The 11,976-nt window shown below is 47.1% G+C and carries 14 protein-coding genes, 6 tRNA genes, 1 rRNA gene and 1 pseudogene; 2 read left to right on the top strand and 20 right to left on the bottom strand.

Features of this window, described 5'->3' with window-relative positions:
• Window positions 1-66 precede the first annotated feature (66 nt).
• Window positions 67-1,044, bottom strand: coding sequence for a ring-cleaving dioxygenase (locus RCO25_RS19425; protein WP_308997787.1), 978 nt, complete (start codon window positions 1,042-1,044; stop codon window positions 67-69).
• Between the two features lie 59 nt (window positions 1,045-1,103).
• Complete coding sequence (locus RCO25_RS19430; protein WP_308997788.1) at window positions 1,104-1,547, bottom strand: MarR family winged helix-turn-helix transcriptional regulator; 444 nt, start codon at window positions 1,545-1,547, stop codon at window positions 1,104-1,106.
• A gap of 150 nt (window positions 1,548-1,697) precedes the next feature.
• On the opposite strand from RCO25_RS19430, the gene RCO25_RS19435 reads away from it, so the two are divergent.
• The gene (locus RCO25_RS19435; RefSeq protein WP_308997789.1) at window positions 1,698-2,336 is read left to right on the top strand and encodes a M15 family metallopeptidase; all 639 of its coding nucleotides are present in this window, start codon (window positions 1,698-1,700) and stop codon (window positions 2,334-2,336) included.
• A 226-nt stretch (window positions 2,337-2,562) separates the two neighbouring features.
• On the opposite strand, the gene RCO25_RS19440 is transcribed toward RCO25_RS19435, so the two are convergent.
• From RCO25_RS19440 to RCO25_RS19480, 9 genes are all read right to left on the bottom strand, one after another.
• A complete protein-coding gene (locus RCO25_RS19440; protein WP_308997790.1) occupies window positions 2,563-3,579 on the bottom strand; it encodes an LLM class flavin-dependent oxidoreductase in 1,017 nt (338 codons plus the stop codon).
• A 196-nt stretch (window positions 3,580-3,775) separates the two neighbouring features.
• Window positions 3,776-4,219 (bottom strand): Rrf2 family transcriptional regulator, encoded by a 444-nt coding sequence (locus RCO25_RS19445; RefSeq protein ID WP_308997791.1) that lies wholly within the window; start codon window positions 4,217-4,219, stop codon window positions 3,776-3,778.
• Between the two features lie 130 nt (window positions 4,220-4,349).
• On the bottom strand, window positions 4,350-4,760 hold the full coding sequence (locus RCO25_RS19450; protein ID WP_308997792.1) for a VOC family protein: 411 nt from the start codon (window positions 4,758-4,760) through the stop codon (window positions 4,350-4,352).
• A gap of 149 nt (window positions 4,761-4,909) precedes the next feature.
• A complete protein-coding gene (locus tag RCO25_RS19455) occupies window positions 4,910-5,818 on the bottom strand; it encodes an aldo/keto reductase (protein WP_308997793.1) in 909 nt (302 codons plus the stop codon).
• Window positions 5,819-5,910: 92 nt separating this feature from the next.
• Window positions 5,911-6,600, bottom strand: a complete 690-nt coding sequence (locus tag RCO25_RS19460) for a type 1 glutamine amidotransferase (protein WP_308997794.1) — start codon at window positions 6,598-6,600, stop codon at window positions 5,911-5,913.
• Between the two features lie 113 nt (window positions 6,601-6,713).
• A complete protein-coding gene (locus tag RCO25_RS19465) occupies window positions 6,714-7,484 on the bottom strand; it encodes an IclR family transcriptional regulator (protein ID WP_308997795.1) in 771 nt (256 codons plus the stop codon).
• Window positions 7,485-7,660: 176 nt separating this feature from the next.
• A complete protein-coding gene (locus tag RCO25_RS19470) occupies window positions 7,661-8,074 on the bottom strand; it encodes a DUF2203 domain-containing protein (RefSeq protein ID WP_308997796.1) in 414 nt (137 codons plus the stop codon).
• Between the two features lie 43 nt (window positions 8,075-8,117).
• A complete protein-coding gene (locus RCO25_RS19475) occupies window positions 8,118-8,624 on the bottom strand; it encodes a hypothetical protein (protein WP_308997797.1) in 507 nt (168 codons plus the stop codon).
• Between the two features lie 99 nt (window positions 8,625-8,723).
• Window positions 8,724-8,852 (bottom strand): hypothetical protein, encoded by a 129-nt coding sequence (locus RCO25_RS19480; RefSeq protein ID WP_308997798.1) that lies wholly within the window; start codon window positions 8,850-8,852, stop codon window positions 8,724-8,726.
• A 136-nt stretch (window positions 8,853-8,988) separates the two neighbouring features.
• Between RCO25_RS19480 and RCO25_RS19485 the strand changes: the two genes are divergently transcribed.
• Window positions 8,989-9,777: an RNA ligase family protein gene (locus RCO25_RS19485; RefSeq protein ID WP_308997799.1), complete on the top strand. Its 789-nt coding sequence runs from the start codon at window positions 8,989-8,991 to the stop codon at window positions 9,775-9,777.
• A 40-nt stretch (window positions 9,778-9,817) separates the two neighbouring features.
• Here RCO25_RS19485 and RCO25_RS19490 read toward each other — a convergent pair whose 3' ends face one another.
• From RCO25_RS19490 to RCO25_RS19530, 9 genes and pseudogenes are all read right to left on the bottom strand, one after another.
• The gene (locus tag RCO25_RS19490) at window positions 9,818-10,402 is read right to left on the bottom strand and encodes a GNAT family N-acetyltransferase (RefSeq protein WP_308997800.1); all 585 of its coding nucleotides are present in this window, start codon (window positions 10,400-10,402) and stop codon (window positions 9,818-9,820) included.
• Between the two features lie 48 nt (window positions 10,403-10,450).
• Window positions 10,451-10,976 (bottom strand): annotated as a pseudogene (locus tag RCO25_RS19495) (N-acetyltransferase family protein).
• 146 nt (window positions 10,977-11,122) lie between these two features.
• A tRNA-Leu gene (locus RCO25_RS19500) sits at window positions 11,123-11,204 on the bottom strand.
• A gap of 13 nt (window positions 11,205-11,217) precedes the next feature.
• Window positions 11,218-11,294 (bottom strand) — tRNA-Arg (locus tag RCO25_RS19505).
• A 25-nt stretch (window positions 11,295-11,319) separates the two neighbouring features.
• A tRNA-Cys gene (locus RCO25_RS19510) sits at window positions 11,320-11,393 on the bottom strand.
• A 7-nt stretch (window positions 11,394-11,400) separates the two neighbouring features.
• Window positions 11,401-11,475, bottom strand: a tRNA-Gly gene (locus RCO25_RS19515).
• Window positions 11,476-11,482: 7 nt separating this feature from the next.
• Window positions 11,483-11,557, bottom strand: a tRNA-Gln gene (locus tag RCO25_RS19520).
• Between the two features lie 29 nt (window positions 11,558-11,586).
• Window positions 11,587-11,662 (bottom strand) — tRNA-His (locus tag RCO25_RS19525).
• A 205-nt stretch (window positions 11,663-11,867) separates the two neighbouring features.
• Window positions 11,868-11,976 (bottom strand): 23S ribosomal RNA (locus tag RCO25_RS19530); the annotation flags it as partial.

Genomic DNA, 11,976 nt, shown 5'->3' on the forward strand with positions numbered 1-11,976 from the left:
GTTATTGGTGCTTCAACCAACGGCTTCGTGCCTTGTTATGAATACTCGAAGCCAAGGTCCGCACGCTTATTCGTTCGGTTTGGTATGCAGCGGTTTTAATCTGGACTCAATTTGCGCACGCTGCGGTTCTAGGAATGGAGGCAGCGCCAGCGATTCTCCCAAGTGGTTAATATCTTCATCCGTAGCAAATCCAGGACCGTCAGTGGCTAGCTCAAACAAAATGCCGTTCGGCTCGCGGAAGTACAGCGAACGGAAATAGTAACGGTCAACGAAGCCGGAATTCGGAATTCGGACTCCGCGAATATGCTCGATCCACTCGCGAAGCTCCTCATCGTTATCAACTCGGAACGCTACATGATGCACGCCGCCATGGCCCTGCTGCTCACGTGGCAGATCATGCCGCTCTTCGATATGAACTTCAGCGCCGCTGCCGCCTTCACCGGTCTCATAAACGACGATATCCGGCTGCCCGGCAATCGTAGACGGGTACTTTCCTTTTTCTCGGAATCCCATAAGCTGTGTCAGTACGAGTACGGTAGGCTCCGGGTTTTTGACCGTTAGCTGCACTGGACCAAGGCCAAGAATGCCGTATTCAGCCGGAACCATGCTTTTCTCCCAAGGAATACCGCCCTTAACGCCTTCGTTATGCTCATCGGACACGAGTACAAGCCGTTGTCCTTCAAAATCTCGGAATGCAATCGTTTGGCGGCCGGCCCGTTCAACGATATCGTCATGATCAACACTGAATTGCTCAAAGCGCTCCTTCCAATAACGAAGCGCGGCATCGCCTGCCACCCGAAGGGACAGAGAAGAAATACTGCTTGTGCCAGCGCGGTTTTTACCTGTCATAGGGAATTCGAAGAACGTAAGCTCTGTTCCCGGATTTCCCTTCTCATCCCCGTAAAACAAATGATAAACCGAAGTTTCGTCTTGGTTAACGGTTTTTTTGACCAAACGAAGGCCGAGCAGCTGCGTATAAAAATCAAAATTACCGGCAGCTGTGCCTGTAATGGCGGATACGTGATGGATACCTTTGAGTTGCATAAGAACAACCTCCCTCAATTGTTAGTAAAGCCTATACGTTTCTTTTATGACGTTTACTTTTAACTTTGTATTTTCTTTAGCAATTCGAGCAGTTGCCTCTTCTCTTCGCGGTTAAGAGCAGTATACTGCGCAGCCTGAAACTGCTCCTGCACCGGAACGACATCATCGAACAGCGCCTTGCCCTTTTCGGTTAACGATACGTATTTGGTCTTCCAAGCTTGCTCGCGCTCGATATATCCCAATTCCTCAAGCTTGCCAAGCAGCTGCGTAATATTTCCTTTGGTGACAAAAAGCTTATCTGCCAGCTGCTGCTGTGTCAGCCGGTCATGCGCGCCTACCTGCGCAAGCACATCAAACTGGGCAGCGGTCAAGCCCCATTTCTTCAAATGCTGATGCGTTTCTCGCAGGCTATGGTTATACACACGCGATAAACGAAACCATATCATTAAACCTAATCGCTCATCGCGTTTGGATAGGAAAGGTTCTGAATCATTTTGATCCATTTGACCACCTCCTGCTTTCGTTCTTGTTATCAGTTTAGATCTAAACTGATAAATTGTCAACGATTGACCAGCATTCCCCTACCCTGGACTAGGGCAGCCCGATTAACAATATGATAAGATAAGCGGATACAACACGTAAGGAGATTTTGCATGCTGGAACGAAATCATTTCTCTAATCAGCCGATTCCAATTGGGCGGACACAGCTGGACCTCGCGGCAAAAAATAAACGCAGACGGAACCGGTTACTGCTATTCATTATTTTGGCGCTCACCGCTGTTCTATTGTGGAAAGTCATCCTAACCTTCGAGCCGTACGTACCAGAGATCGATATTAAACCCGCTCCTCCTGTTACGGAGCTTCATCCTATCGTATTTGCGAAGCAAACCGAGCTGATCGCCGAAGCCGGGAAAGCCGGGATTACCATCCTCATAACGGACGGCTTCCGCTCCAGCGAAGAGCAAAATGCGATTTATGCCAAAGGGCGCTCTACAGAAGGCAAGATTGTAACGCAGGTGCAGGGTGGTCATTCTTATCATAACTATGGGCTCGCCATAGATTTCGCGCTTCGGACCAAGAAGGGCGAGGTCGTATGGGATATGAAATATGACGGCAACAAAAATGGGAAAGCAGATTGGATCGAGGTTGTCGAAATAGCCAAAGGTCTGGGGTTTTCCTGGGGTGGCGATTGGGATAACTTTCCGGATTATCCACATCTGCAAATGGATTTCGGCTTCTCCATACGGCAGCTGCGCAATGGACTTCGACCGCCTGCGGAATCTGCGGAATAAGCCATCGCGCAAAAAAGAGTGCAGACCTTTAGTGGTCCGCACTCTTTTCTCAGTTCTTCAGCCCTGCTGCCGTGCATAAGTACCCGCTCGGGAAGGCGATAGCAAGCGTAAACGGCTGACGCCGTCCTTGGCGGCAAAAGCTCGTTTCGCGGTGAAATATAAGCATCGTATAAGGTTGAATTTTATACTTTCTTATATTTTAAAGAAGACAGCAGATGTCTGTTTATTAAAGTCCTGCTACAATTTCATAGGAACGCAAACGTGCCTTATGGTCAAAGATATGAGCCGCTACCATAATTTCATCGGCTTTCGTCGCCTCAATATACTTCTTCAGCTTGCTGCGGACAGTGTCCGGTCCTCCAACAATGGAAGAACCAAGCTGCTGCTGCAGAGCAATTTTCTCCTGCGGCGTCCAGACAGTATCCATATCTTGAACCGGAGCAGGCAGGGGCCCGCGAGTGTTACGAATAAAGGATAGGAACAGCTGCTGCATGGACGTAGCTAAATAGGCAGCTTCTTCATCCGTATCAGCAGCGACTACGTTAACAGCAACCATCCCTTTGGGTTTATCGAGCACGGCTGACGGCTTGAAGCTGCTTCGATATAGATTCATCGCCGGGACAGTGAAGGTAGGCGAGAAATGCCCCGCGAAAGCGAATGGCAGGCCAAGCTGAGCGGCTAACAAAGCACTGAAATCACTCGAGCCAAGCAGCCAAATCGGAATATCCAGTCCTTCGCCAGGAATCGCCCGCACGGGCATACCCACCTCTGAGCTGGATGGATCAAGAAAAGCGCGCAGCTCCGCCAGCTTCTCAGGGAAGTCTTGGCCGTTGCCTCCTCTGCTCCCCCGAAGCGCTGCTGCAGTAAGACCATCGGTACCCGGCGCGCGGCCAAGTCCTAAATCTATGCGGCCAGGAAATAAGGATTCGAGCGTACCGAATTGTTCCGCGATAACAAGCGGCGCATGATTCGGCAGCATGATGCCGCCTGACCCTACTCGGATCGTCGACGTTCCAGCCGCTACATGGCCGATCACGATGGATGTAGCTGAGCTTGCAATGCTTGGCGCGTTATGGTGCTCTGCAAGCCAATAACGGTTGTAGCCCCATTTTTCCGCATGCTGGGCAAGATCTAAAGTATGACGCAGCGATTCGGCCGCAGAGCCGCCTTCAACAATCGGAGATACATCTAGAACCGATAACGGGATATGAAATGACGAATTTGTTTGGGTATACTCTGACATGGCACTCATCCTTTTTGTTACAATCAGAGCTGCTTCTATTGAAAGAAACGCCCTCCAACTGTATGAATATTAGATACATATTACACGAAAAAATTCAGATCACTCGTCTAAGCTATCTCGCTCAATAAGCGGTAATACACTGGCTGTTAGCATGATTACCGCCAATTATGAGACTTCTAGTTGTTGTCATGCTTTGTTACGACTGCTGTGCCTTTTGCTGCAGTTGGCATTTCCGGATTTTATCCAAAGCGGTTTGAAGCGTATTCTTCTCCAGATAGGCTACATAATGCTGCTCTGCTTCATAGAAGAAGTGATCCATAACGCCTTGAATATTCGCGGATACAAGGCAATCCTCATCCGGATTCCCCGAACACCAATGCGGCTTCAATGTGCCGCCTGAAAGCGCGCGATAAATTTGAGCCAGCGTAACCTCTTCCGGCTCGCAGTTCAAAATATAGCCGCCGCCGATGCCTTCCTTTGTCTTCACAAACCCGTGCTTCCGCAGCGTGCTCATAATTTTGCGAATCCGTGTGGGATTCGTTGACACGTTACGAGCGATCGTCTCGCTGCTGGCCATATGATCAGGCAAATAGGCTAACAGCACTAAGCTGTGAACCGCTACCGTAAATTCACTATTCATATTTGCATCTCCCTCTCAAGAAGGATACTGTAATTTTATTGCATACAGTTGATAAAGTCAAACCTTCTTAGCTAAGCATAGCACAGAGAGAAGGTACTGGTATAGACCTTCTCTCTGTGCTACCCCTATCCTATTCCGCTTGATCGGATGGCTGCTGCCACACTTGATATTTGTTACCGTCCGGATCCTTGAAATTTAGCTGCAGCCCGCAGCTTCCCTCATTCCGTAATTCCTGCTCTACCCATACGCCTGCTTCCTTCAGTGAAGCATGCAGCGTATGGATCTTATCCGTTTCAAAGCATAGCGGGAACATTTCAAAAGCTTGCCCGTCTTCCTCCCAGCCTGTTGTCGAGAAAGTAAGCGGCGTCATATCAGGACTAGGGAGTAGAAACAGCCAACCGCCTTCCTCCATCACCATAATGGCTCCACGCCCCGATTCCACCGGCGAACGCAAACGCATGCCGAGCACCTGCTCATACCAATCCGCCGATTTCTTCACATTTGACACAGGCACATATGCGCATTCAATTCGTTTTATCATGGTTTAACATCTCCCTTTGTTTTTTAGAGTTACGTTTATATATGATATATGACTAGAAATGAATGACGCATTCGTGATTCTCCCACACGTCAAACCCATTGGCACCCGGATCATGCTGCGAAAATATATCCTTCGTTAACGGGTTTTACCTACCGGTGTTGTTCGTAGCGATTGTTTTTGCTCAAGATGCGAATGGCCTCAACTTCAGCTGCCGTCAGCTCCTTAGCATCGCCTGCGGCAATATTGTGCAGCAGCTGTTCCAATGAGCTTGCTCCGGGGATAACGGAAGCCACGGCGGGATTTGCTAACGCATATCGAATGGCCCTATGCGCCATGTCACGCGGTTCATCCCCAGCTTCGTTTAAAGCGCTGCGCAAAGCCGAAAGCTCTTTCTTGTCATAATCCAAATACCCTTTCGCTTCCTTCGCTGCACCGGCATCGGTTAATATCCCTTTCGCTACCGGTCCGCGGGCGATTAAGCTGATCCCTTTCTCCGCCAACAGCGGCAGCACTTGCTCCTCGGGCCTTCTATCCAAAATGCTATATTGGCTCATCACGCTGACGATATTCGACCGCTCCGCATATTCCCTTATCACGTTCGGGCGGATCGAAGAAATGCCGTAATACCGTATGAGTCCTTCCTGCTTGAGCTCCTCGAATGCCTCAATCGTTTCTGAGATCGGATCCTCAAGCGTTCCGCCATGCAGCTGGTATAAATCGATATAGTCCGTTTGCAGCCTTCTCAAGCTATCTTTGACAGCCGACTTGATGTACGCCTTTGACGGGTCCCAGGACCAGCCCTCCTTGCCTGGTTCCCATCGATTGCCGACCTTCGTGGCGACTAAAATATCCGAACGCCTGCCGCGGATAGCCTCGCCTACGATCTCCTCATTTAATCCCTCATCATAGAGATCGGCTGTATCAAAAAAATTAATCCCCTTATCAATCGCTTCGTGGATGAGGGCTATCGCTTTTCCCTTGTCTTTACCGAGCGACATACAGCCAAGGCCGATTTCACTAATGTAGAGCTCCGATTTTCCCAGACGATTGCGTTTCATGCCTCAGCGGCTCCTCTCATTACCATACATATATTTCCATTATATTAGCCTATGCTCCTATTATCAAAACAATTATGATACTCAAACCTTCATTAAAGGCTCACGCTAATTTGATCCAAAATGTGGTGAAGCGCCTTAAGAGACTGCTCGCTTTGTTCAAACCGGCTGCGAATTTGCTCCGCCGTCTGAATATAAGGCGCCTCAATCAGCTCGGATGACCAATGCTCAAACATCGTTTCCATACAAGCCGGCGTCGTCTCCAAATGAAATTGCAGACCCAGAACATGGTCACCGTAGGCAAAAGCCTGCACCTTGCATGCCTCCGAATAAGCGAGAAGCCTCGTATCTTTCGGCAGCGCAAACGTATCGCCATGCCACTGAAACGATGTAAACTCCTCCGGTAAACCAGCAAGCCATGAATGCCGTTCCACTGTGCGATTGATCACATGCCAGCCAATTTCCTTATATTCGTTTCGGCATACAGGACTGCCTAACAATTCGGCGATCATTTGAGCGCCAAAGCAGATGCCGAGCACTTTTTTACCAAGCTGCATGGCCTGCTGCACAAATTGCTTCTCCTGAATAAGCCACGGATAACGTTCCTCTTCATACACACTCATCGGACCGCCGCAAATAATAAGCAAATCCATTTCATGCATCCATTCCGCATTAATTTCAATAGAGGGATCCCGCATAGCCAGCTGATGCCCCCTCAGGTCCGTCCAGGAACGAAATGCATATTCATCATCAAAATCAAAATGTTTAAAAGCAACAATATTCATCGTTCCATTCTCCTCCAATATACGCCGGCTGCGCTTATTGAGGATTATTATAATCTCGATATTTGATAGAAGTAATAACTCTTTCCCGAATAGTGGGATAATGATCAAATAAATTACCGATTAAACTTATGGCGATAGCCAAGCTCATCTGAAATCAGATCCGCGTATTTTTTGACGAGCACACTATTTTTCTCCATCGTATCTGCAGTAAAGCGTAGAGAAGGACCAGCGACGTTCAAGGATCCGATCACCCTGTTCTCATATGAAAAAATCGGGGCACCTATACCGGTCGTCCCCTCCGTTGCCTCACCTTCAGTAACGGCATAGCCCTGCTTATGAATCGTTAAAATCTCTTCTTCTATGTAATCCCGGGACAAAGGCTTTAACGAAGGAACCGTATCCCAGTCTACCTCAGCCAGAATTGCCTCTTGTGTTTTTCTTGGTAAATAGGCCAGAATTACCCGATTGGATGCGCCGATGAATAGGGGGAGCTTAAGCCCGATTGGCTCAGATATTTTCAAAATTTGCGGGGAGTCAACCGAATCGATATAGACGCCTTCCCCATTTTCACGGGTAGCCAAATAGACCGTTTCTTTCGTTTTCTGGGAAAGCTCCTCCATAAACGGCCGCGCCACCGTTCGCAGCATCAGGCTGTCCCACATGAGGAAGCCGTATTTCATGATGGACAAGCCCAGCTTGTACTTCTTCGTCTTCGCGTTCTGAGCGACAAAGCCATGCTCCATTAAGGAGCCTAATATGCGGTGTACGCTTTGAACGGGCATGTCCAGCTCCCTGCTCATTTCCGTGACGCTTAATTCCTTCTCCTTCCCTTGCGGAAGCAGAAGGTCAAGCAGATGGATCGCCTTCGAGATGACGCCTGACATCGCGATTCTCCTCTCTTATCATTCAAAATTAACTAGTGCCGGTGATGTCACAATTTATTTTAAAATAACCCAAAGAGTCCCGCCGCTTCCTCTGCGGGACTCCGTTATTATCATTACACTCAATTGAGCAACATGCGGATCGACTAAGAGCATATATCCTGGCGGTCATTTATAATTTATTCATGAGGAAACGGCTTCCTGCCGATAAACCCGTCATGCAGGCCATGATAATGGCTAATTTGTTCTTCTCCTTCTTTCCAGCATATCAGAATATCCTCGCCATCCAGTACCGCTGGAAAATCAATCAGGCCGGGATTGATCATTTTTAAGAGTACGCCTTTTCGCGAAAAATTTTCAATTAACAGGTCCGCCTCCATCTTCATGAATTCCAATTGGCTTTCCTGTTCAAAAAAAGGATCCTTTCCTCCTTGGCCAAAAGCTGAAGCTTGCTCTAAAGCCGCCTTCTCCTTCTGATAGTCCACGTATTTATCCTCAAACGTTGCCGTTAATTGTTGAAGCTGCCGTAAATCCTTTTGCAGCTCAGGCAGCAGCTCGTTGGCTTCGCTCAGTGTAAAGGTTCGGTTTCCCATATGCGTCCACTCCTTATTATCCGATTGCGCTTTTTTTTATATCCTACCCTATCGGCAGAAGCCTGTCTAATCCAATTGCGCTGATCAGCATCCGTTCTTTTTTGTTGCCTAAGAGTTGAGCCGGCCAATCTACAAAGCCACCGTCTCCAATGTTAATAATGGTGCCGTTTATGACCGTTCTAATCGTAAATTGAAGCCCTTTATAATATTGATTCTCTTCGTTGTCCTCAATTACGGAAAGCTTAATCTTAATCGATTGATCCTGTCCGTACTGAATAACCCGTTTAAGGAGACCGTCTGTATCTTTATATCCGCTTCGTGTGCTGAGTATAATCTCGAGGTCAGCCTGAAACAAGGCTTGAAAGAGTGATTGATATACATAAACATGCTCCCAGAAGGCTTGCTTTTCAAACGAATAAGAGCCTTGATCAATAATTTTATTCTGATCAACTGCAGCAACAACGGAGCAAGACCCTATCGGTGCTGTAGGCGATAGCTGGATTGGGGTAAATGACTGGCTCTGCGCAATGTTCAACATATCGATTTCCAACTGCTTGAGCGCCAAGGGTTGAACAGCAGCCGGCTTTACAAATCGATTGACCTCATATTTTTTAAGCAGCTCTTTTGGGCTTGCTTGTATTGTTTTTTCTCAGAACACTTCAAGCAGCAGACTGTTCAAATCCGATGCCGGAATTTGATCTGTCAATAATTCAATAATCTTCTCTTGACCCAGTTCCCGAATGATTCTTTGAAGGTTATGCGACTTTTCTTTTTGCACATCGCTCGCTCCTTTATAAAATTTTACGCATTAGAAAGGACTACCTTGTGTTATAACGAATTATACTCTATTGCTGAACTGGAAAATACTTCGAGGACATGCTTATGTTTTATTATTGAAATCACTGTTTAGGGAGATGAAGCGAGTGGATCTAAAGAAAATAAACTCTTTAACCAAATACCCGAGTATCCTTACCTACCATAAGTTAGGCGAGAAAGGTCGATTAACCGAGTCGCTTTGCGAGGAAAACGGCCTTCTTCATGAATCGGATCGCTTATACGTTTATGAAAAAGTTGACGGAGAAAATGCGAGAGTAGTCATTTTCAAAAACGATAATAATGAAATCGATTATTTGATCGGCTCAAGGGAAGAGCTGTTATATGCAAAAGGAGACCGGATTGGTAATCCTTACGGCAGCATAGCGGAGTTTTTGAAACCTATAGCCGAGAAGCTGCTTCCTGCTGTATTTTCAGAAAATGATTGGGCGTTGACCGTCATCTATCAGGAATCCTACGGAGGAAAGACCAAGGCGGCAAAAAATTATACGGATAACAAAACGCAGGATTATCGTTTCTTCGATGTATTTTCTTTAACGCAGGATGAGCTTAATCATTTGATGTCTTTGCCCCAGGAGAAAATTGCAGAATGGCGTGATCACGGAAACCAGCCTTTTTATAATGAGGAGGAGAAGCTGCGGTTTATTCAAACTTTCGACTTATCCTATGCCCCTCTCTTAATAACCGAACAAGGCTCCAACTTCCCTAGGACACTCGAGGATACCTACGCCTTCTTAAAAAACTTTGAGCAAACAAAGGTAGGCATTGACGCATCAGGGAAGTCGGAAGGAATTATTGTCCGTTCGTCAGATCGGAAGCAAATTCGAAAAATTCGGTTTGAGGACTACGAGAGGACTTTTAGAAAATAAGCAGTTAGCGTTGCGCCATTACAATTTTATAATTGAAATATTAATATTCTAACGATTTCACCCTGGAAAATATCATAGTATCCCGGAGCGAGCCCTCGGCATCACATTTTTCCTTGCGAAGGATTCCTTCTAATGTGAAGCCGCTTCGCTCCGCTACTCTAGCGCTTCGAACATTACGAGAGTCGCAGCGTATTTCAATACGGTTAGCTTCTAGCTCTTGTATCGCAAAATGAGTGATCGCTTCAACCGCTTCGGTGATATAGCCATTTCCGCTGAAAGCAGACCGTACCCAATAACCGATTTCAAATTTCCGCGCTTCCCAATCTATCCGATGGAGACCGCTGCTCCCAATTAATTGTCCCGTTTCCTTGAGAAAAAGCAGCAGCATCAGATCCGAACGCTCCAGAAACCTGATTCTAGACCTCCTAATAACCATCTCGGACTCCTCGAGTGTTGGGCTATGCACAGCCCATGGCATCCAAGGCAATAATTCCGCCCTACTTTCCTTAACCGCCTCATTTAACTTAACGCCATCTCCCCATAACGGTGCTCGGATAAGGAGGCGGCTGCTTTCAAAACTTTCGGGTACTGACAACAGCAAGAGATTGGAATGCAAATCACTCATATTGATAAGCCTCCTATTATAGCTGATGCTTATTTCATTGCTATCCTGTTACAGCGTCAAACTTTTGTAGTAATAGACGGTATCATGAAGCTTACCGTCTGCAGATTTTGCATACCGGGGAATCCGTCCTGCTTCAATGTAATCCATTGAACGATATAACAGGTTAGAGGGGTCATCAGCCCGTGTGTCTAGTACAATAAGGCTGCGGTTTTCCAGTTTAGCCCGTTCTTGTCATTAGTAAGCGCCCAATCCATTTTCGGCGAGCCTGGGGATGAACCATGAGCTTTGCAATTTCGGCGCGGTGCAATCCGTTTGGACGCGAGCACAATTGCAATTGTACGGATCCAATCGTTTCCCCATTCCGCTGTACAATCCACAAAATAACATCGTCATTCATTGCTCCCGACCAATACGCAAGAGCTTCGGCTTGACTTAACGGAGGCAAAAAGCCAATCGATGCACCATCATCGACAATCGCTACCAATAAACCTGCCAGACTCTTCAATCTGCTTCCCGATATTTCGGATAGTTCACTTACGATATGGTCTGATGATATTCTTTTCCCTCCTAGCATGCGTTAACGTAAAGATCAAATAATCTTACATAAAATTCCTTTAAAAAGCAACTATTTACTCTCTCTCAAGGCTCATCCTATCAGGTGGATAGAAATAAAAAAGCCCTTAAGATCCACTGGATCCTAAGAGCTGAAGTTTGTTATTATGGTGCCGATGAGAGGACTCGAACCTCCACGGTTTCCCTCACGATTTTGAGTCGCGCGCGTCTGCCATTCCGCCACATCGGCATTTGAGTAAAAATGGCGTGCCCTAAGAGATTCGAACTCCTGGCCTTTTGATTCGTAGTCAAACGCTCTATCCAGCTGAGCTAAGGGCACGTATTATGTTGCTTCAAAAAAATTGTGGAGGCGCCACCTAGACTCGAACTAGGGGTAGAGCTTTTGCAGAGCTCTGCCTTACCACTTGGCTATGGCGCCATCATTATGGAGCGGAAGACGGGAATCGAACCCGCGACCCTCGCCTTGGCAAGGCGATGCTCTACCGCTGAGCCACTTCCGCATGTAAATGGCTGGGGATTCAGGGATCGAACCTGAGAATGACGGAGTCAAAGTCCGTTGCCTTACCGCTTGGCTAATCCCCAACAAAATAGCTTAATTATTTTGGTAATAATGGGGCGATCGAGGGGAATTGAACCCCCGAGTGTCGGATCCACAAACCGATGCGTTAACCACTTCGCCACGACCGCCATCATAATATTCAGGTGCTGGACAAAAAATAAAACCCACAGATGTGGGTCGACTGCTAATGCTTGCATTAGCAAGTTGCACCCTGAAAACTGGATACGAAAGTTAGGTTTGCTGAAACCTTTTTAGCTGCTGTCTGCCGGATGTATGGGTCCGGGGCAAACTTAAGCGTATGCTTACGATGTAAGTTTGCTTCTCAAACGTGTTTAGGATAAGCCCTCGACCGATTAGTATTCGTCAGCTGCACACATTGCTGTGCTTCCACCCCGAACCTATCAACCTCGTCGTCTTCAAGGGGTCTTACATACTGGGAAAT

This window comes from Paenibacillus sp. LHD-38 (assembly GCF_031157315.1).
Lineage (GTDB): Bacteria > Bacillota > Bacilli > Paenibacillales > Paenibacillaceae > Pristimantibacillus.